Genomic DNA, 20,990 nt, shown 5'->3' with positions numbered 1-20,990 from the left:
ATGCGCGCCGCGCGCATCGCGACGTCGCGCCCATGCGGCAAGCGGCTCGCGCACGTCCCGGAAGGAGCACGATTCCGATGGCCGATCAGTCCGCCCAGTCCACCCCCGATGCTCCCGCCGTCCCCGACGCCGTCCGCGCGGCCCTCGTGCTGCCCGTTCCGGACGGCCCGGCCTCGCACGCCGTCCACGAGGTCCTCCCCCTCCCCATGACGGACGGCACGGTCCTGCGCGCCGACGTCGTGCGCCCGGACGACGATGACGCCCATCCCGTCCTGCTCGCCCGCTGCCCCTACCTCGGGCAGTGGCGGCCCATGCTCGCCGAGGCCGTGGGCGCCGATCCGGCCGCCCCCGGCCTCATGGCGGCGGTCCTCGGCATGCAGACCTCGGTGGGCCTGGACCGGGCGATCGAGGAGGGCTTCGCGGTCGTCGTCCAGGCCTGCCGGGGCACGGACATCTCCGGAGGCCGCTTCCGCTTCCACGCCGATGAGGCCTCCGACGGCGTCGCCACCCGCGAGGCCCTGGCGACCCTGCCGTGGTGCGACGGAGACGTCCTGACCTTCGGCCAGTCGTACCTGTCCACGACCCAGCTGACGGCGGCCCTGGCCTCCACCGAGCACCTGGCCGCCATGGCGCCCTGGGTCGCCCCCTCCACCTACGACGGCGATCTCGCCATGCGCGGCGGCATCCTCCTGGAGGGCCCCTCCTACGAGTGGGCCCGCCAGCAGGTGCGCACCGGCCTTGCGCACGACGGGGAGGAGGACGCGCCCCAGGATGTCCTGCCCGAGCCGGTGGAGGCGTTCACCCCCTACCTGGAGCGGGTCGGCATCGCGTCCGCCGCCCGGGCGCTGGCCCTGGCGCACACCGCCGGGGCGCACGTCACCGACTGGGTGGAGCACCCGCTGCACGACGACTACTGGGAGTCCGTCTCCTACCCGTGGGAGGGCCTCGCCGGCCTCGACGTGCCGGCCCTCCACGTGGCGGGCTGGTACGACCTGTTCCTCGGCGGGACCCTGCGCAACTACGAGGCCATGGCCTCGGGATCGGCCGGAGGCCGCCAGCGTCTCGTCATCGGGCCGTGGACCCATCTGACCTTCGACGGCCGTCTCGCCGGACGCGCCTTCCCCGAGGGCGGAACGCGCGAGCTGGGCCTGGGCGAGCTGACCCTGGACGTCTGGAGGGCCTCCCTCGGGGACGCGGAGGCCGCCGCCCGCCTGCCCCGGGAACCGGTGCGCGTCTACATCATGGGAGCCGACCGCTGGATCGACCTGCCCGCCTGGCCCGCGCCGGACGCCGTCATCACCTCCTGGCGCCTCGCCGACGGCGGCGCCCTCCTCGCGCCCGGGGACGACCGGCCCGCCGCCGGAGCCACGTCCTGGACTCACGACCCGGGCGGCCCCGTGCCCACCGAGGGCGGCCAGATGCTCATGGGACCGGCCGAGAACGCGGGTCCGCACGACCAGCGCGGCGTCGAGGCGCGCGACGACGTCGTCGTCTTCACCGGTCCCGTCCTCGCCGAGGCGGTCACCGTGCTCGGCCCGGTGCGCCTGCGCGCCTGGGTCGCGGCCGACGCCGAGGACGCCCACCTGCACGCCCGCCTCACCGAGGTCCTGCCGGACGGCACCTCGGTCCTGCTCACCGACGGGGCGCTGCGCCTGTCCGCGCGTGGCGGCCCGGATCGCCGCGATCCGCTCGTCCCGGGCGAGCCCGTCGAGGTCGAGGTCGATATGTGGGCCACCGGGGTGCACGTCCCGGCCGGCCACCGCCTGCGCGTGGACCTCGCCGGCTCGGACTGGCCCCGCTACGCCGTCGCCCGCCCGGCGGGCGGATCCCCCGTCCGCCTGACCGTCCTGCACGACGCCGAGCACCCCGGCGCCGTGCAGCTGCCGCTGGTCGACCTGGAGGCCCACCCGCCCGCCGCCCGCTGAGCCCTCCGCCGCTTTCTCTCGCCGAGATCGGTTCAGTTCCGCACCGAGATCGGTCCGACGACGCCGTACCCGGCCGCCTGAGTCACGAGTCGGGCTTTTCGGCGCGAGTCCGACGACGACGCCGTCCGACTCGCGCAAAAATGTCACTCTCGCGCGAGAAGGCTCACCTCGACGCACTGAATCGAGGTGCAGCGACCTGCGCCGAGCCGCTCCGAGCCACGCCGAAGCGTGCGGGACGCCGCGGGCATGTCCACGGCGCCCCGCACGCAGGAGGGGCGCCGACGCGCCCGAGGGTCAGCGCGCCCGGAGCCGCGAGGTGATCCGGGACATGAACTCCTCCAGGAAGCGATCGACGTCGACGTCGAGGGCGGCGCGACTGGTCTTGCGCGGGTCGTTGAGACGGGTGACGTCCCCGATGGTCCGCCCGCGCGTCGGGCCCTCGACGTCGACCTGGAGGTTGACGGGGAAGGCGGTGACGAGGGTGGGATCAATGGCGACGCCGACGGCGAGCGGGTCGTGCAGGCCGCACCCGCCGAGTCCGGGGGCGGTCGTCTCGTAGGCCTTGATGTAGTAGTCGGTCATGTCGGCCAGGAATGCGCCGGCCGGCGTGCCCAGCTCGCGCCAGCGGCGCGTCTGCTCGCGGGTGAGCAGGGTCTGCAGGGTCACGTCGAGGCCGATCATGGTGGCGTCGATGCCGGAGCGGAGCACGGCGTCGGCGGCGTCGGGATCCTGACTGATATTGGCCTCGGCCCAGGGGCTGACGTTCCCGGAGACGGACAGGGCGCCGCCCATGAGGACGACCCTGAGGCGCCCGGCCAGACCCGGGTCCTTCTCCAGGGCGGCGGCGAGGTTGGTCAGCGGCCCGGTGAGGACGTAGACGAGCTCGTCGCCGTACCGGTGCGAGGCCTCGATGATGAAATCGACGGCACCGGTCGCCTCGGCGCTCCGGGGGGAGGGGGCGATGTCGACCTCGCCCACCCCGTTGCGGCCGTGGATGAAGGCGGAGATCTCCTGGACGGAGAAGTCCTCGGCGGTGCTGGAGTGGGGCAGGCCCGGGTGCACCGGCACCGAGGAGGCGCCGAGGATGTCGAGGACTGCCAGGGAATTTCGCACCGAGTCCTCCATGAGGACGTTGCCGTATGTGGCGGTGATGCCGATGAGCTCCGCCTCGGGGCTGCCGAGCGCGTAGGCGATCGCGAGGGCGTCGTCGATGCCGGTGTCCAGATCGAGGATGAGTTTCCTGCTCATGGGTGTTTCTCCTTCTCTTCCTTCACTCACCAGACGAAGATGCCGACGATGCCGGCGGACATCAGGGACACGAGGATCCCGGACAGGAGCATGCGGCCGACGTTCTTGGCGACCAGGTCGTTGCGCTCCTTGTCGACGAGTCCCTTGAAGCAGCCGATGATCATGCCGAGCGTGCCGAAGTTCGCGAAGGACGTGAGGAAGACGGTCAGGACGGCCTGGTAGTGGCGGGCGTAGCCCGTGATCTCGGAGGTGACCTGCCCCATGGCGACGAACTCGTTGGTGACGAGCTTGAGCCCCATGATCTGCGACATGTCCCATCCGGTCGACGGGTCCAGGCCGAGGAGCATGGCGGGCACGAACATGAAGACGCCGAGGATCGACTCCAGGGAGAGCGGGGCCCAGATGGCGCCGAGGATCTTGTCGATGAGGGCAGCCAGTGCGACGAAGGTGATGACGTTGGCGGTGATGATGAGCACGAGCTTGCCCGCGCCGAGGATGGAGTCGCCGAGGAAGGAGAAGAAGGGCTCCTTGGCGGGCCTGCCGCGATCCTTCTTGAGGACATTGGCGACCAGGGCGCTGAACCCGCCCGAGTGGGCCCTGTCCCGCTTCTCGTCCTCGGAGTCGGCGGCGGAGGAGGCCTCCTCGGAGTCGGCGCCCTCGACGACGGCCTCGCCGGCCCTCTCCCCGGAGCCCGTCTCGGAGCCTGCGGCCCCGGCGTCGTCGCCCTCGACGGCGGAGCCCGCCGCGGAGCCGGCGGCGACCGGGACGGCCTCGACCTCGGCCTCGCTCTCGTAGGCGACGATGACGTCCTCCTCGGGCGGGACGTCCACCGGGTAGAGCATGCTGGTGACGATGAGAGCGTTGAGGCAGTTGATGGGCACCGCCGTCAGGACGAACTCGGCGGGGACCATCTGGATGTAGGCGGCGAGGATCGACGCGGTCACGCAGCTCATCGACATCATGGCGATGACGACGTTGCGCGCCGGACTCATCTTCTGCATCTGGAGCTTGGAGACGGCCAGGGCCTCCGTGTTGCCCAGGAACATCATCTCGATCGAGTAGAAGGCCTCGAACCTGGGCTGGCGGGTGATGATGCTCAGGCCGCGTCCGATCCACTTGATGACCCACGGCAGGAAACCGATGTAGGTGAGGATGTCGAAGACGGGGACGACCAGGAGGATCGGCAGCAGCGCGCTGACGATGAAGTTCACGGGTTTGGGATCCACGCCCTCGGCGCCGACCCAGTTGGCCAGGGCGAAGTTGATGCCCTTCCACGCCACCGAGACGAGCTCGTTGAAGCCCGCCGCCGCGCCCTGAACGGCGGCGCGGCCCCACGAGAAGCTCGTGAGGATCCAGGCGATGACGAGGTTGAGCGCGGTGAGGATACCGACCGACTGCCAGTGGATCTTCCGGCGGTCGTGGGAGAACAGCCATCCTGCTGCGAGGAATACGAGAACTCCCAGGATATTGACGGCCAAGGATGTCAGAGGCATGAAACGACCCTTCGTGTGCGACGGGAGATGGGTGGTTGACAAGAGGAGCGGAGAGCGGATGTCCGCGACTGCCCGGCCGGGCGGCCGGGAGGAGGGGACAACCGCTCGGACGGCCCGAGTCCGGGCGGGCGAGGGCGCTCGGGGGCCGGATGGCCGCCCGGCGCCGAACGGCGGCCTCAGTCCAGGCGGGCGAGGGCGCTCGCGACGAGGTCCCAGAAGCGGTCGGTCTCCAGGCCGATCCCGACCCGGGAGGTGCAGGAGTCCCCGGCGTCCCCCGCGTCCTCGGCGATGGCGCGCATGTCGGCCACGGTCATCCCGTAGGTCAGGGCGCCGCGCAGCTCGACATCGACGGGGCAGCGCCGCGTCGGGACGAGGGCGGGGTCGATGACGTAGGCGACGGCGCAGGGGTCGTGGGTCGGCGGGTCCGGGAAGGCCTCCTGGTCCTGGTAGGTGGATCGGAAGAAGTCCATGAGGCCGTCCACGGCGTCGGCGAGTCCGGGATTGGCCCGGCCGAGGGCCCTCTGGACATCGGGGGTGCACAGGGCCCGGTGGGTGACATCCAGGCCGATCATGGTCAGCGGCCAGCGCTCGTTGAAGACGACGTGGGCGGCCTCGGGGTCGCACAGGATGTTGAACTCGGCCACCGGTGTCGCGTTGCCGACGCCGTAGGCGCCGCCCATGAGGACGATCTCCTTGAGGCGTTCGACGATGCGGGGCTCCATGCGAGCGGCCACCGCGATATTGGTCAGGGGGCCGGTGGCGACGACGGTGATGGTGCCGGGCTCGTGGCTCATCACGGTCTCGATGAGCCAGGCGACGGCGTGCTGCTCGGCCAGCGGGCGGCTCGGCTCGGGCAGCTCGACGCCGTCCAGGCCGGTCTCGCCGTGGATGTAGGCGGCGTCGATGGCCTCGCGGACGAGCGGCTTCATGCAGCCGGCGTGGACGGGGACCTCGGGGCGGCCGGCGAGCTCGCACACCGCACGGGCGTTGAAGGTGACCTTCTCGAGGCTGTGGTTGCCGCCGATGGTCGTGATGCCCAGGAGGTCGATCTCCGGGCTCCCGAGCGCGAGGAGGATCGCGATCGCGTCATCATGGCCCGGATCGCAATCGAGGATCATCTTGGTTGTCACACGCGACTCCTTTGTAACTGTGACGGTGGATGTGCTTCCCTGCGGTGGGCTCCTCGGCGCGACGTCGTCACCGCGCCGAGGACCGAGGGGCCCTCCGCGCACCGATGGCCGGCGAACGGGAGGGCGGCGCCCTGACGGCACTGAGGCATCGTATAGGACTTCTCCGACATTTGGAAACGTTTCCACAGGAGGTACGAGGATTCCCAGCGCTCTGGACGGGCGACCCGGCCCGCGCGGGCGCGGTCCACCCATCGTCGCCGTCGGCACGGGGACGTCCACCGCTCCCGACCGCGCAGGCGCGACGCCGTCCGCCTTGACGGAGGCGTCGAGCCGTGTGAGCATCGCGGCGAGTCCGGAGCTGGAAACGTTTCCCTCCGCGGACCCGCACCGTTGCCGTGCAGAACCGACCGCAGACGAGGAGACCGCCGTGGGGGCTCCCACCATCAAGGACGTCGCCGCGCTGGCCGGCGTCTCCCTGGGGACGGCCTCCCGCGTCCTCACCGGGCACCCCTCGACCTCGGCGCGCTCGCGCGAAAGGGTCACCGCCGCCGCCGCCCGGCTCGGCTACACCGTCAATGCCCGGGCCCGCTCGCTACGAGCCGCGCGCTCCGACGTCGTCGCCCTCCTGGTGCCGGACGTGCGCAACACCTTCTTCGCCCAGCTCGCCCACACCGTCCAGACCGCCCTGTTCGCACGGGGGCTGACGACGCTCATCAGCTCGGCCTCCGAGGACGCCGAGCAGCAGGACCGCTACCTGCGCGTCCTGCTGGAGCAGCGCATCGACGGCGTGATCCTCGCCCCGCAGGGAGACGCCACTCCGGGGTTGCACGCCCTCATCGAGCGGAGGATCCCGCTCGTGTTCGTCGACCGCACGATCACCGAGCTGGACGTGCCCTCGATCGACTCCGACCCCGCTCCCGGAATGCGGTCCGCCGTTGAGGAGCTGGTCGCCCACGGGCACAGCTCGGTCACCTACGTGGCCGGACTCCTGGGCTCCCCCACGGGACGCGAGCGCCTGGCCGCCTTCGAGAGGGTCGCCGCCCCGCTGCTCGCGCAGGGGTCGGCGCGCGTCATCCGCGCGGGCAACACCGACACGCAGTGGCTCGGCGAGCTCGACGAGCACCTGGGGACCGGGACCACGGCGCTCGTCTTCGGGTACTCCCCCCACACCCTCGTCGCGGTCCGCCACCTTCAGGACACGGGACGCAGGATCGGCCGCGATGCCTCGATCATCAGCTACGACGACCTCGAGGTCTTCAACCTCCTGCTTCCGCGGCTCACGGTCATCACCCAGCATCCGGCGCGCCAGGCCGCGCGCGCCGTCGAGATGATCTGCGAGACGATCGACGGCGAACGTCCCGCCTCGCAGCGAGTGCCCGCCTCGCTGATCCGGCGCGAGTCCGTGACCACGCTGCGCTGAGCGGGCGCGCCGGGCGGGGCGAGCATGGCGCGCCGAGTGGGCATGGCTCGCCGAAATCGGTCGAGTTCCGGCTCGAGATCGGTTCAGTTCCGCACCGAAATCGGTCCGACGGCGCCGCGCCCGGCCGCCGGGACCACGAGTCGAGCATGTCCGAACGAGGCCGGCATGTCGGGACGAGTCCGACGACGCCGCCGTCGCACTCGCGCCGTGATGTCGATCCGGATATTCGGCGCTCCTCCCAGACTGGGGCGCGCGGTCATGTCCGTCTCCAGTCTCTCTTTGAACCTGACGATTTGAACCTGACGATCCTCCTCCGGACTGGGGCGCGCGCCTCGCATCGCCCCGCACCTCACGCGGTCGTACCCGGGGCGGCGCGGTCGTACCTGAACACGCGCGGTCGTACGCAACTCCTTGCGGTCGTACTCGGATGCACGCGGTCGTACGTTAAAGCCTCCCTAAGGTACGACCTGGCGCGAGAGGGTACGACCGCGCAAGCCCACGTACGACCGCGCGAGCCCCGGAAGCAGCGGGACGCTCCGTACCGGGGCACGCCGCGTCGCCACCACCCGCACCGCAGCACCCCTCACCACCACCACCGACACCGACGACGCCGGAGACACCGCGGACCCCGAGCCGGCAGCGTGGATGCGGACGAGTCATCGGCTGATGCCACAACACCCTTGACCCCGAATGAGATTCGGGGGATCAGACTTCAGGCCGATGGGCACAGGGCCTGGTCCCCTCAAGCCCGCCAGGGCGCAGTCAACTACTGCGCCCTACTCGGCTCTGCAGGCCTACTCGCAAACTGCGGAGGGCCGGCAGTACCTGCGCGACCACGTGACCCGGGACGACGACGAGCAGGGCACGTATCAGCTTGTCGCACCACATTCCTGCACGGTTGTGGCGATTGAGGACGAGCACGTCACCTTGCATAATCCCCATGGGTTCAATTTAGCCGGCAGTTCGACAACATATTCGGGCAGCGTTATTGTAATCACTCGCGAGGAGTATGAGCGAAACTTTCATCGCACAAATTTCGGTCAGGCCCCTGAGACAACCACTCGGCCTCAGGGTCATCACAACCCCAGTCATCCGCCTTGGAAACGACTTCATGACAACACTATGAACCGGCGTCAGCCTAGACGCGCCCAGTCAGCTAACGGCCACTCGGAAAGCAAACCCCACCCACCCAGCAGGCTAATTTTCACAGAATTCCCGAACCAGCACTCAGAGACCCCCGGAGCGAAACTAATGTTGACGACAGCGCCCGAAGGGCCGCCAGGGACATTGGAGCCCGAGAGCGGGGCCGGTTCAACCTCCAGCAGAGTGATGGCGCCCATGCCATCGATATGGATGCTCTCGCCCAGGCGCAGGTCAAACCTCGTCGGCCCCCCACCATCAGCAGGCGCCCACCTACGCCGCCGACGCCCACCCCCAGCAGCCGGCACCACGACCCCGCCCCCACCACCGGCGCCCGCGGAGACCACCACTTCACCGTCATCGCTCTCCCGCCGAGCCCTCACCGCAACACACCCCGCAACAGGCAGGAAGCAGGAACAAGCATCAGAATCCCGCTCCGCAGCCACCAGAAGAACCCCCGCCGAACAACACCTGGAGGGTCCTGCACACCGGCTGCAGAAGACGACTGAGAACATTCCCAGCAACCATCAAATCCACCCTCGGACTCATAATCACCTACGCCCCATGAATAAGCCCCCATGCTTACCTTTTGACGGGGATGTCGGTGAGGCGGAAGGGGTTGTTGGGGCGGGTGGCGCGTGTGGAGGGTTCGAGGTCGAGGGTGACGGTGTCCTGTCCGGTGTCGGGCCACACCACTGTCAGGGTCGTGGCGTCACCGGCGGTCAGCTTGTTGTTGGCGGTGATCTCGCTGAGCGGGTGGTGGGTTCCCTCGGCGACGGTGTAGTCGACCGGGTAGTAGCGCGTCTGGGGCGTCAGCAGGCTCAGCCCCGTCACCGCGCCCAACAGATTGTTGTCCTCCTCGCCGCGGGCGCTTCCGTCCAGCTGGGTCGGCTGCAACCAGTCCGCTGGGCCGGTTTGAGTGCCTCCGGTGCCTCCGGTGGCCTTGACCTCGCCGACGAGGTACGTCCCTCGGCGGGTGACCTCCGTGAGCACGAAGGTCATCTTGTCCTCACTGTTGCCCCGTGTGACCGTGACCCCTTCGCTGCCCTTGGCGACCGGTCCCTCGGCCTGAGGCAGGTCACCACCGCCTTGTCCCGTGCCCTTGCTCGCGTCGGGGCTCGACGTGGAGGAGGCGGCCTGGGTGGGTACCAGGGTGATCTCCACGCGGCGGTTGAGCTGACGGTTGCCGTCGGAGTCGTTGGGAACCCGCGGTGTGCTCTCCCCCTTACCGTCAGTGGACACCGAGAAGGCCGACATGTTGGTCAGCTGCCCCAACCTGTCGGAGACGGACGTCGCCCGACGCTTCGACAGATCCAGGTTGTGAGCGTCATCGGCGACGTCATCGGTGTGCCCCACGATCGAGACCTCGCCACCGGGGTAGGTGGCCAGCTGGTCCGCCGCCTTCTTCAACGTGGCGTCCGCCTGGGAGCTCAGGTCGGCCGAGTCCGAGGCGAACAGCACGTCGGAGGCCAGGTTGATGACCACAGACTTGTCCGCCACCCGCGTGTCCGAGGCCCCGTCCACCGAGGCGGTGAAGGTCTCCAACGCCACCGGATCAGGAGTGTTCTCGGTCGTATTCACGTACTCCAGCGCCTTCTTGGCCTCGTCGGACAGCTTGCCGTCGCGCACCACCGGCACGCCCTCGAACAAGCCGGACTCGGGCACCAGGACGTTGATGGTCTTGGCATCAACCGGCTTGAACAGGGCGTGCAGCGTGGCGTCGGGCTCCTCCTCCGACAGCCCGGTGCTCTCAGAGGAGGCCTTGAAGGTCTCCTGCACCGTACCGGCGTCGAAGTCCACCAAGCGCACACCATCAGCACCAGTGAAGGATCCCGTGCCGTTCCATACCAGGTGCGGGCTGAAACCAGGCGTGGACGGGCTGCTGGACCCGGCTTTGACCAGGTGGACAACCAGGGGCACCACCATGACGTCGTCGGAGACCACAGCCGGCCCCACTGTGACCTCCAGGGTCGCCCCCACAGTCGTCACCGTCCGGGTCACGCCCTGACCCGAACCACCCGAGGCACCAGCCGAGCCCGACGCCGATGCGCTGGCCGAGCCTGAGCCCGCGCCGCCCGACGCCGCCGACGTCGAGGCGTCGGGGCCCTCGCCCCGCGACCTCCAGGGCGGCTCACAACCGGCCAGGGCCAGCAGCCCAACGCCGGCCAGGATCGAAGACCCGGAGAGAAACATTCGACGACGCATCGTTACGGGTCCTTTCAGTTGCTCGTGACGGGGATGTCGCTGAGGCGGTAGGCGGTGCCTTTGAGTGCGTACTTGCCGTCAGGATGGTCGAGGGTGATGGTGTCGCCGCCGGGATCGGGCCAGATGACACAGATGGTGGTGGTGCCAGCCTTAAGGTGATCGGAGACGTTGAGCTCGGTCAGGGGTATGTGCTGCTCGGCGTAGGCATTGAGATAGTCGGCGGGGAAGATGCGCTCGCCGGCGGCGATGAGAGTCAGGCCGTCGCAGGCGTTGAAGGTTGGCAGGGAGCCGCCGTCCTCGTCGCGCTGGTTGGAGAGGAGTGTCTGAGGGTCCTGGAGCAGTTGGTGAAGTGGGGCGCCGGTGGAGCCGGGTTCGACGGTGCAGGTGATGGCGCCTAGGAGATAACCGCCGGTGCGGGTGACGTGATCGAGGGTGATGGTGACCTCGCCGCTGGTGTCGGTGCTCTTGGCGGTGAGGGTGACGCCCTCGGAGCCCTTGGCGACGGGACCCTGCGGCGCCGGCAGCGAACCACCGCTGCCGTTGCCGGGGGTGGCAGTAGGGGCCGCGGTCGGGCTGCCGCTCTTATTGGTGGTACCGCCGGTGGGGGTCAGGGTGATCTCGACGCGCCGGTTGGCGGCTCGGGCCTCGTCGGTGGTGTCCTTGACGCGGGGCTCGGACTCGCCCTTGCCGGTCACGGAGGTCTGCCACTTGTCGAGGCCGGTGAGCTGCTCGAGTCGGGTTTTGACGGCGTCGGCGCGTTTCTCGGACAGGGTCTGGTTGTAGGCGTCGTCCTGGATGTCGTCGGTGTGGCCGACGATGGTCAGCGTCCCGCCGTCGGGGTACTGGGCGAGTTGGCCGGACACGGTCTGGAGCTGGGCCTCGGCACCCGGGGCCAGGTCGGCGGAGTCGGAGGCGAAGGTGACATCGCTGGCCAGGGTGACGGTGACGTCATCGCCACCGGCCTGGGTGCTGGTGGAGTCGTCCAGGGCCCTGGTGTAGCGCTCGATGGCCACGGGCCCGGCGAGCTCGGTGGCGGCGCCCGGGAACTTATCGACTTCGCTGCTGGCGGTGCTCAGGTCGATGCCGGCCTTCTTGGCGGCGTCGGCCTCCAGCACCGAGACGGTGGTGAAGCCGGCCATCGGGACGAGGACAGTCACCTGGTCGGTATCGACCTTGCCGAAGGACAGATAGGAGGTGACTTTCTCACCGGGGGTCGTGTCGAGGAATCCGCCGCCGCCGTCGGTGGCGCTCCACACGCGCCCGCCCTCCAGGTCGAGAAGCTTGACCAGGTCGGCGCCGGCGCCGGGACGAAAGATGGATGGGGCCCCGAGGTAGTGCGAGATGCCGAGCTTGTTGCCGTTGTCGCTGTAGGAGTTGGCGTTGACATCGTCGATGGAGGCGTCGTCCTCGGCTCGGGTCAGCTCCAGGGCCATGATCGAGGTGGTCTCGTTCTTGCGGATGACGGGAGAGACCCGCACCGCCACGTTGTGGCCCATGATGTGAGCATCGAGCTCCTGCCAGTCGGTGCTGCCGACCCCGACTCCCCCGCTGGCGGATGCGGACCCGCTCACCGCGGACGAGGAGCCCGCCGACGCCGAATCCGACGGCGCCGAGACGTCCCCGCCCTTCGACATCCCGGAAAGCACGTCGCACCCGGCCAGCACCGGCACCCCGACACCCGCCAAAAGCGACAGGCCCACAAAAGACCGACGAGATGGCGCCGTCGAGGAAATGCGGAGCGAACGGAAGAATGCCGAGGCCATAGGAACTCCTTGGTGAGAACGTGTTCAGAAACGGAGTGTAATCACAACGTGATGGTGCCATCAAGGGACGCTCCCCGTGTACTACCCATCCCTCCACGGGGAGAGCCCATAGGATCCGACCGTTTCCGCGAGAAGCTCAGGAGGCTTATTCTCATAGAGTGGCTCAGAGTGCTTCGGCAGCAAATCGCGAGCATTGCACGGGACCGCCTATTCCTGAGAGAATTCAGCTACTCTGGCTGAAGCACCTCGGAAATCAAGTCACCACGACCGACAGCGGCATGAGGATCATCAGTATCGAGACCCGGCGCACCCCGCGCGCCTGCCGCACAAGGCCGCCGGCAGTCTCCCCGCATCCGGGAACAACCACGCGCCCCACTCGACCTCGGGCTCCCTCGGCCTCCCGGACCGACCACGGCCCCACCCCCTCAGCACCGCACCCTCCCTTGACCGCGAACCTCGGACGTGCCATTCTCTTCCACTGTCGATGGAAACGTTTCCAGCCACGTTCGCCCCTCACCGGACGGGCCCGTTCACCCGCGCAGACCCGCCTCAACGACGAAAGACGGGGCACGCAGCGGCGACCGGGTCTCAGCCGCAGGACCCCGATACCCCGGCAGGTCGGCGCAACCGGGCCAGGGACGACAGACAACAGACACAGGCCGCAGACAAGGACGCACGCATGCTCAAGGGAATCAATCCGCTCATGACGCCGGAGCTCCTCACCGCCCTGGCCCGCATGGGGCACGGCGACACGATCGCCGTCGTCGACTCGAACTACCCCGCCTATGCCACGGGGCGCCCGGTCGTGCCCATGCCGTCGCTCGACGCCCCCGAGGCGGTACGGCTCATCGTCGAGCTCATGCCCCTCGACACCTTCGTCGAGGCGCCCGTGCAGTACATGACGGGGGCCGCCGGCGAGGACATGCGCGAGGTGACCCGCGACGTTCTCGACGCGGCCGCGCGCACGGAGGGACGCGCGATCCACGGGGCGCCCCTGGACCGTTTCGACTTCTACGAGAGGGCGAGGGCCGCCACGATCGTCGTCCACACCCAGGAGACGCGCCCCTACGGGTGCTGCCTCCTGACCAAGGGCGTTCTGCCGACCTTCGGCCCCGAGCCCGCATCCTGACCGCTCGAAGCCGATCCCCCGCTACGATCCACCCTGTGACGACCCACCCCACCGAAGCAAAGGAGCTCATCATGGGACGCGTCATCGTCGTCGGTTCCATCAACCAGGACATCACGGTCACGGTCGACCGCTTCCCCCATCCGGGCGAGACCCTCTCGGGCACCTCCACCACCTACCGCCTGGGCGGCAAGGGGGCGAACCAGGCCGCGGCCGCCGCCCACGGAGGGGCGACCACATTGTTCGTCGGCCGCGTCGGCGGCGACGCGTCGGGCATCACCCTGCGCGAGGGGCTGCGCGCGCACGGCGTGGACATCTCCGCCCTGCGCACGGACGAGGAGGTCACCAGCGGGATCGCCTTCATCACCGTGAGCGCGGCCGGGGAGAACACGATCATCCTCGACGCCGGGGCCAACGGCCGCGTCACCGGGGAGCAGGCGGCCGCGGAGGTCGAGCTCGGGCCCGACGACGTCGTCGTCCTGCAGGGCGAGATCCCTCCGGACGTCAACGAGGCCGTCATCGCCTGGACGCACGCGGCCGGGGCGAGGGTGGTCCTCAACCTGGCCCCCGTCTACCCGATCCCCCCGGAGACGCTGGCGGGCGTGGACGTCCTCGTCGTCAATGAGAGCGAGTGCGGGCTCGTCCTGGGGGCTCCGGCGCCCGAGACGGTCGAGGAGGCCATCGCCGCGGCAGTGGCGCTGCGCGGGCGGGGCATCCCCTGCGTGCTCGTGACGCTCGGCGGAAACGGCTCCGTGCGGGCCTCGGACGAGGGGACGGTGCACGTCCCAGCGATCGACCTGGGGCCGGTCATCGACACGACGGGAGCCGGGGACGCCGCGGTCGGCGTGCTCGCGGCGGCGCTCGCCGCGGGTCACGACTTCCCGGATGCGGTGAGCGAGGGCATGCGCGCGGGCTCGACGGCGGTCCTGTCCGCGGGCGCCGCGGCCTCCTACGCGGACATCGCGCCCGTCGCCCCGCGGGCCTGAGGCCGCGCGGGGCAGCGTCACTCTCGCGGGCCGCTCAACATCGAACCTGGCGGACGCCCACGAGCTCCGCGGGGCCCGGCTCACACCACCGTGAGCACCACACGCTGGTAGCGGGTGAGGGGCGGGGCTCCGGTGTCGGTGCCCTCGACGATGAGGTGGATCGCCTGGCCCGGCTCGGCGCCCCTCGGGACGGTGACGACGACGGTGCCGGCGCCGTCGTCCTGGAGCCGCGGGGGCGCGGGGCACGGGTTCGACCCGGCCTCCGGATAGGCCCACCAGCGCAGGAGGACATCGTCGCCGTCGGGGTCGGTGGCCGTGGCCGTCAGGGTGACGACCTCGCCGGGGCGCGCATCGCGGGCCAGACCGCCCTCGGCGGTGGCGGGGGCGCCGGAGACGAGGACGAGCGGCGGATGGTTGGCGTCGTCGTAGCGCGGGGTCACCGACCACGCGAGCCGGGCGGCGAACTCGTTCTGGACGGCCCGCCACCAGCGGGTCATGTGGTACTCGGGCGGGGCGGAGCCGTCGGCGGCGCGGTCGACGACGAGCCTGTCGCGGGTGGGAGCCGGGGCCCCGGGCAGGGCGAAGACCATGTCGGAGGTAAGGGTGTCGGGATGCTCGGGGTCGGGCGTCTGGCGTCCGCCCCATCCGCCGAAGGAGGCGTCCTCCCAGGAGCGCAGGCCGTTGGGGATCAGCGGGGTGAGGTTGGAGGTGTCGCCCTCGGAGATGAAGGCGCCGGGCTCCTGAAGCGGGCACCAGACGCGGTAGCCCTGGTCCCGCAGCTGCTCCTCGCTCCTGCCGGACTCGCCGAAGTAGTCCTCGTCGTCGAAGTCGCCGGCCATCCGACGGCCGTCGCCCCAGACGCGGTAGGCGGCTCCGAGCGGCCCCCGGGCGCTGACATTCCTCCGGGTCCACTCGGCGCCGACGAGATCCTGGTCCCGGGGCGGCAGCACCGTGCGGGTCATGTAGCCCCAGGTGATGGTGGCGACCTCGCGGTGCTCCAGTCCCGGCCAGGCGGGGCGGATGCAGCTGTCGAGAGCCGAGTCCTGCTCCGCGAAGGAGGAGATGACGAGCCGGTCGAGGATGCGCTGCTTGAGATCCGGCCAGTCGGGGCGCGGCCCCAGCTCCTCCTCGACGCTGCGCAGAGCGCGGGCGATGGTGGACACCCCGCCCCAGGCCTGGACGAACAGCGGACGGGTGGCGTCGGCCGGCGCGCCGTCGTCGGCCAGAGCCCCGTCGGGGGTCAGCGCGGTCTCGCGCAGGAGATCGGCGATGAGGGCGGAGCCCGGGGTGACGTCGTCCATCTCGCCGGCGACGGCGACATTGCCCACGCGGACCAGGGACCGCAGGTGATCAGCCGTGGGGAAACGGGGGTCGTGGACGCGCAGGGTGTCCTCGACCCGGGCGTAGGCGTTGATCGCCGTCTCGATGTGGAGGGTCTCGCCGGGGGCGGGCCAGCGGTGCGGGGCGATACCGCGATCGGGGTCCCCCGCCCAGTGGCACTCGGATCCCGCGTAGACCAGGCCGCGCAGGTCGATCTCATCGGCATGGGTGAGCAGACGGATCATGGAGTTGAGGTCGTCGAGCTCGGGGTCGGTGGTGACGACGACGCGAGGGCGGTCGGTGCGGGGGAAGGCCTCTTTGCGCATGGGGTGAGCCTGCCACAGGCGCGCAGCCCGGGAAGTCTTTGTTCGGACGTGACTGGAAGGATCGCTTCGCGTTCCCGGGGCGCGTCGTCGGCAGGCGCCGTCGGAGAGCGTCGTCGGGGGCTCGGGCGGGCCTGCGAGCATGTTCAAAGGCCTGCGCGCGTTCTCACGGAGGGACTGGCACCGATGACCGAGCGCTGATGGCCGCGGCCCGGGCGTCTGATCCTATGGGCCAGCACCCCGACAGTCCTGCGCCCTTGACGCTGCCGGCGGTCCCGGCGCTGCCGGCGGTCCCGGGTGCCCCGACGCTGCCAGCTGTCCCCGAGGTCCCGCGCGGTCGTACGTCGTTGCGCGCGGTCGTACCCTCCCACGCCAGATCGTACGTCACGGCGCCAGGTCGTACCTTAGGGAGGCTCTAAGGTACGACCGCGCGAGCCCAGGTACGACCGCGCGAGCGGGCGATATGGATGATGTCGGGTCGTGCCGACTGGTCCGGCGCGGTTCAGAGGCGCGATCCGGCGGGTCGCCGAGGAACTCGGGGCCCGGTCGCTCTCCGTCAACGCTCTTGACACTGGCGCACGGATCGCCCCGGGCATCTGACTCGCGCCCGTCGCTGCCGGCCTCCCGGCGCCAGGAGCGTGCACGATGAGACCCTCAGGGCGGAGATCTCCCGGGTTCTCAAGGGACGACGGTCATGGTCCCTTCTCGATGAGAGTCTCTGTGAGATCGCCCGAGTCCGCAAGGGCACGACTGCTCGGTGCTGGGCACGCGATGCGCCGCGCCCTGGCCGCCGACGACCACGACAACGAACTCGTCCCGCCCCGCCCCGATGTGCTCGAATACTGGTGTGGAAGACCATGCGCCAGACGAAGACCATGCGCCAGACACCGCGGACGGCAGCCGCCCCGCCTCGCCGTCGACGACTCCCGCCTGGCTCGACGAGATCGACGGCGAGGCGTCCCGCGCCTGGGTGTCGGAGCGCAACGAGGCCACCGAGCGCGCCTTCGGCGACGACCCCGCATTCCTCCGGCTCGTCGACGACATGCAGGGGATCCTCGACGCGCCCGACCGCGTCCCGGCCGTGAGCGAGGCCGCCGGGATGCTCTACAACATCTGGGTCGGCCCGGCCCATCCCCGGGGCCTGTGGCGACGCACGACGTGGGAGTCCTACGCCTCCGGCGCCCCCACCACCGGGAGCGGCGCCCCCGCCGGGCGCGGAGACGGGCACGGGGCCGCCACCCGCTGGGAGACGCTCCTCGACATCGACGAGCTCTCCCACGCGCGCGGCAGGCACCTGACCTGGGGCGGGGCGCAGGTGCTCGCCGAGGGACCGCTCGCCGGGCGTCGTGCCCTCGTCACCCTGTCCGAGGAGGGCTCCGACGCCGCCACGACCGAGGAGCTCGACCTGGGCACCGGTCGCTTCGTGGCCGAGGCGGACGGGGGCTTCCGCCGGCCGGCGTCGCACGGCTCCCTGACGTGGGGCGATGCCGATGGCAGCGCGGTTCTCGTCTCGGCCGACTTCGGCGAGGGGTCCCTGTCGCCGGCGGGCTTCCCCCGGCAGGTCCGTCGTCTGCGCCGCGGCCAGCGGATCGAGGAGGCGGAGGTGCTCCTGACGATCCCGCCGGACGCGATCGTCGCGAAGGCCTCCCGCGACGCCTGGGGCCGCACGTGGCTCATGGCCATGCCCTCGGCGGGGGCCGTGCGCGTCTGGCTCCTGCCCGACGACGTCGTCGCCCTCTCCGGCGAGGAGGCGGCCAGGGCCGCGCTGGGCTCGGGCGGGATGGTCGTGCCCGACGGCGCCATCCGGCTCGACGTGCCCGAGTCGGCGTCCGCGGGGGTCGGTGCCGAGTGGCTCACCGTCGAGCTGCGCGAGCCCTGCCGGGTGGCCGGGAGCGCCCACCCCGCCGGGACGCTCCTGGGCGCGCGCCTCGACGGCTATCTCGCCGGCGACCGGACCATGACCGTCCTGTTCTCCCCCACGCCGTCGTCCGCCCTGACCGCTGCCGCCTGGACGCGCCATCACCTCATCCTCACCGTCCTCGACGACGTCGCGAGCCGCCTCGAGGTGCGCACGCCTCCCGCCTCCGGGAACGGCGAGTGGGCCCGCCACGGGATCGACCTCACCGGCGCCGCCGACCCGCCCGGCCGCTCGACGCCCGCCGACCCCGTCGGCGCTCACGACGCAGGAGCCGCTCACGGCGCAAGCGGCACAGACGGCGCCGACAGCACGGAGCTGCGCCCCGGCCGCGCCCTGCTGACCGTGAGCACCCGGGCGGTCCGCCCGCGGGACACCGACTACCTGTGGATCTCCGCGGAGGGCTGGACGACGCCGGCGTCCCTCGCCGTGGGCCGTCTCACCGGGGCCGGCGAGATCACCGGCATGTCCGTACTGCGGCAGGCGCCCGCCCTCTACGACGCGCGCAGCGTCGGCGTGACCCAGCACATGGCCACGAGCGAGGACGGCACCCGGATCCCCTACTTCCAGGTCGGCCGGCCGCGCTCCGGTCCCGGACCGACGCTGCTGTACGCCTACGGAGCCTTCGGGACCTCGCAGACGCCCTGCTACCAGCCGCTGACCGGCAAGGGGTGGTTGGAGCGGGGAGGAACCTACGTGGTCGCGAACACGCGCGGCGGCGGCGAGTACGGGCCGGGCTGGCATCTGACGGCCACGGGACCGGGGCGCCATCGGGTGCTGGAGGACCTGGCGGCGGTCGCCCGCTCGCTCATCCGGCGAGGGGCGACGACGCCGGAGCGGCTCGTGGTCCACGGCGGCTCGGCGGGGGGACTGCTCGTCGGGCAGATGCTCACCCGCCATCCGGATCTCATCGGCGGGGCGGTGGCCGAGGTGCCGCTGACGGACATGAGCCGGTACACCCACCTGCTCGCGGGGGCCTTCTGGACGAGCGAGTTCGGCGACCCGGACGACCCCGATCAATGGGCCTGGATGCGGGAGCTGTCGCCCCTCCACTCGCTGGAGGCCGGGCGCGTCTACCCGCCGCTGCTCCTGCTGACCTCCACGCGCGACGACCGCGTCCACCCCGTGCACGCCCGCGCGATGGCGCACCGGCTCCTCGCACTGGGCCAGGACGTCTCCTACCTGGAGACCGCCGAGGGCGGGCACCTCGGCGTGGGCTCGCACACCCAGCGCGCCTGGACGACGGCCCTCGTCCAGGAGTTCGCCTGGCGGGCCGCCACCCGTCGGGGCCGTCCCGGATCAGACTCGTAACGGCGTCCCCGCGATGAGGCGGGCCGCCACCCGTCGGGGTCGCCCCCCCCGGCACCGGCCAGGGGCGCGACGGCGACCCCGCCGCCCCGGGGCTCAGGAGACGGTGACGCCGCCCGAGGTCGTCCCCGTGGCCGCTCCCCCGCCCGTTGTCGTCACCGTGATGGAGGATGACGAGCCGGCGGTGATGGCGCCATCGGAGGTGGTGGCGTCCATGGTGAGGGCCAGGACGCCGCCGTTGGAGCCGGCCGTCCCCCAGCGGTCCTCGTCGGCCGTGGCCAGGCCCCCGGGGGCCTCCAGCGCGCAGCGGGTGAGGGTCGCCTGCGAGGAGGTGTTGGTGACGTAGAGGATCGGGGCCTCCTGCGTGCAGGTGAGGCTCACGTCCGTCAGGGCGAGGGTGGAGACCTCGGTGGCGGCGTCGGAGTCGGCGGCGTCCCCGGACATCGACTGGTAGAGCATGACTCCGCCCCTGTCGGAGGCGCTGGTCAGGGTCGAGCCGAAGACGACGGCGTGGTTCCTGCCCTCGACGACGACGGCCTGGGAGGCGTTGGCCCGCCCGGTCAGGCCGGACACGGTGATCCGACCGGTGGAGTACAGGCATGGGGAGCCGTCGCCATTGGTGGTGAAGGTGTTGGTGCCGTCGACGGTGACGGTGCCCGAGCCGCGGTCGGTCGCGACGGCGGCGCAGTGGGCGCCCCGGGTCTCGATGGCCAGGTCGGAGCCGTTGATGACGCCCGCGTAGGTGGCGTGCAGTCCGCGGGAGGACTCGCCGGTGGTGGCGATGGCGCAGGCGGTCACGGTCGCGGTGGCGGCCCCGGTGGCGATGATGGCGTTGGCCCCGGAGGCGTTTGTCGTCAGGGTCGTCTCGCCCACGGTGACGGCGGAGCCCTCGCCCACGGTCACGACGGCGGAGTTGAGGCCGTAGAAGTTGTAGGAGTCATCGACGCCGTGCTGACCGTCGGTGGAGGCGTCGCCGGACTTGGCGACCCTGGCGTTGGTGATCGACAGGCTGCCGCCGTTCACGACGAGGAAGACGGTCTGGTCGGCGGCGGTGGACTCGAAGGTGCCTCCGTCGATGGTGGCGGTGATGCCGTCCACGAGGTAGGCGCCCGAGAGAGTCACCTGCTTGTCGCCGATGGTGCCGCTCCAGGTGCCTGCCGACAGGGGCGTGTTGGAGGCGCTGGCCTCGTGGTACTCGGGGCCCGAGGCGGTGCCGCCCGCATCGGCGTCGGTCCCGTCGGTCCCTGTGAAGGAGCCGGTCGCGGTCGAGAAGCCGGAGGGGGTGGCGTCGGCGCCGCCGGAACCGCAGGCCATGAGCACACCGGCGGCCGCCATGCCGAGGCCTCCCACCAGGAGGCTGCGGCGCCGCAGGGCGAAGGAGACCCCCGAGTCGGGCGGACCGCCGGCATCGGCGTCGGAGAGAGGCGGGCGGGGCGGCGCGAACGGGGTCGGGGGCTTCGACGGATGCGCCGAAGGGGGCGACGTGGATGACGTGGATGACGTGGATGACGTGGTCATGGTGCATCTCCTCGGTTCCGTGGGTGGCGGGCCGATCGGTTCGGCAGGCCCGCTGGGCTCGACGGGCGGCGCGGCGGAGGACGTGGCGTCCGGTGCCGCCGGGGGCGGCGGACGGCGACGCGGCGAGTCGCCCGACGCCGCCCGGGCGCGGTCGATGGGCTCCACTGTCG

General features: G+C 71.0%; 12 protein-coding genes. 5 read left to right on the top strand and 7 right to left on the bottom strand.

What is annotated here, in order from left to right; all coding sequences use genetic code 11:
- Positions 1-77: 77 nt before the first annotated feature.
- Positions 78-1,925 carry a CocE/NonD family hydrolase gene (locus G448_RS0106595; protein WP_026407347.1) on the top strand — a complete coding sequence of 616 codons (1,848 nt, stop codon included), beginning with the start codon at positions 78-80 and terminating at the stop codon, positions 1,923-1,925.
- 294 nt (positions 1,926-2,219) lie between these two features.
- On the opposite strand, the gene G448_RS0106590 is transcribed toward G448_RS0106595, so the two are convergent.
- The 3 genes from G448_RS0106590 to uriH all read right to left on the bottom strand — a co-directional run bounded on the left by G448_RS0106590 (position 2,220) and on the right by uriH (position 5,796).
- Positions 2,220-3,173: a nucleoside hydrolase gene (locus G448_RS0106590; protein ID WP_026407346.1), complete on the bottom strand. Its 954-nt coding sequence runs from the start codon at positions 3,171-3,173 to the stop codon at positions 2,220-2,222.
- A gap of 26 nt (positions 3,174-3,199) precedes the next feature.
- Complete coding sequence (locus tag G448_RS0106585) at positions 3,200-4,666, bottom strand: NupC/NupG family nucleoside CNT transporter (protein WP_026407345.1); 1,467 nt, start codon at positions 4,664-4,666, stop codon at positions 3,200-3,202.
- Positions 4,667-4,842: 176 nt separating this feature from the next.
- Entirely contained in the window at positions 4,843-5,796 is a 954-nt protein-coding gene (gene uriH / locus G448_RS0106580) for a uridine-preferring nucleoside hydrolase UriH (RefSeq protein ID WP_026407344.1), read from the bottom strand.
- 427 nt (positions 5,797-6,223) lie between these two features.
- Here uriH and G448_RS18075 point away from each other — a divergent pair, with 427 nt between their 5' ends.
- A complete protein-coding gene (locus G448_RS18075) occupies positions 6,224-7,216 on the top strand; it encodes a LacI family DNA-binding transcriptional regulator (protein WP_026407343.1) in 993 nt (330 codons plus the stop codon).
- A 1,722-nt stretch (positions 7,217-8,938) separates the two neighbouring features.
- Here G448_RS18075 and G448_RS15455 read toward each other — a convergent pair.
- Both G448_RS15455 and G448_RS0106565 read right to left on the bottom strand, forming a co-directional pair.
- Positions 8,939-10,357 (bottom strand): OmpA family protein, encoded by a 1,419-nt coding sequence (locus G448_RS15455; protein ID WP_156910946.1) that lies wholly within the window; start codon positions 10,355-10,357, stop codon positions 8,939-8,941.
- A gap of 218 nt (positions 10,358-10,575) precedes the next feature.
- Positions 10,576-12,324, bottom strand: a complete 1,749-nt coding sequence (locus G448_RS0106565) for an OmpA family protein (RefSeq protein ID WP_169720827.1) — start codon at positions 12,322-12,324, stop codon at positions 10,576-10,578.
- Between the two features lie 679 nt (positions 12,325-13,003).
- Here G448_RS0106565 and G448_RS0106560 point away from each other — a divergent pair.
- Together G448_RS0106560 and G448_RS0106555 are read left to right on the top strand one after the other, a co-directional pair.
- Positions 13,004-13,453, top strand: a complete 450-nt coding sequence (locus tag G448_RS0106560) for an RbsD/FucU family protein (RefSeq protein ID WP_026407341.1) — start codon at positions 13,004-13,006, stop codon at positions 13,451-13,453.
- Positions 13,454-13,524: 71 nt separating this feature from the next.
- On the top strand, positions 13,525-14,436 hold the full coding sequence (locus G448_RS0106555) for a PfkB family carbohydrate kinase (RefSeq protein WP_026407340.1): 912 nt from the start codon (positions 13,525-13,527) through the stop codon (positions 14,434-14,436).
- Between the two features lie 80 nt (positions 14,437-14,516).
- On the opposite strand, the gene G448_RS0106550 is transcribed toward G448_RS0106555, so the two are convergent.
- Positions 14,517-16,082 (bottom strand): DUF1593 domain-containing protein, encoded by a 1,566-nt coding sequence (locus G448_RS0106550; RefSeq protein WP_026407339.1) that lies wholly within the window; start codon positions 16,080-16,082, stop codon positions 14,517-14,519.
- Between the two features lie 844 nt (positions 16,083-16,926).
- Here G448_RS0106550 and G448_RS15450 point away from each other — a divergent pair.
- Positions 16,927-19,305: a prolyl oligopeptidase family serine peptidase gene (locus G448_RS15450; RefSeq protein ID WP_051268690.1), complete on the top strand. Its 2,379-nt coding sequence runs from the start codon at positions 16,927-16,929 to the stop codon at positions 19,303-19,305.
- Between the two features lie 93 nt (positions 19,306-19,398).
- Here the strand turns inward: G448_RS15450 and G448_RS15445 are convergent, their stop codons facing one another.
- On the bottom strand, positions 19,399-20,820 hold the full coding sequence (locus G448_RS15445; protein ID WP_084436418.1) for a hypothetical protein: 1,422 nt from the start codon (positions 20,818-20,820) through the stop codon (positions 19,399-19,401).
- Positions 20,821-20,990 lie beyond the last annotated feature (170 nt).

The sequence above is a fragment of the Actinomyces gerencseriae DSM 6844 genome, from assembly GCF_000429265.1.
Classification (GTDB): Bacteria; Actinomycetota; Actinomycetes; order Actinomycetales; family Actinomycetaceae; genus Actinomyces; species Actinomyces gerencseriae.
The sequence above is the reverse complement of the archived record's forward strand: the minus strand, read 5'-3'. Positions and strand labels throughout refer to the sequence as shown.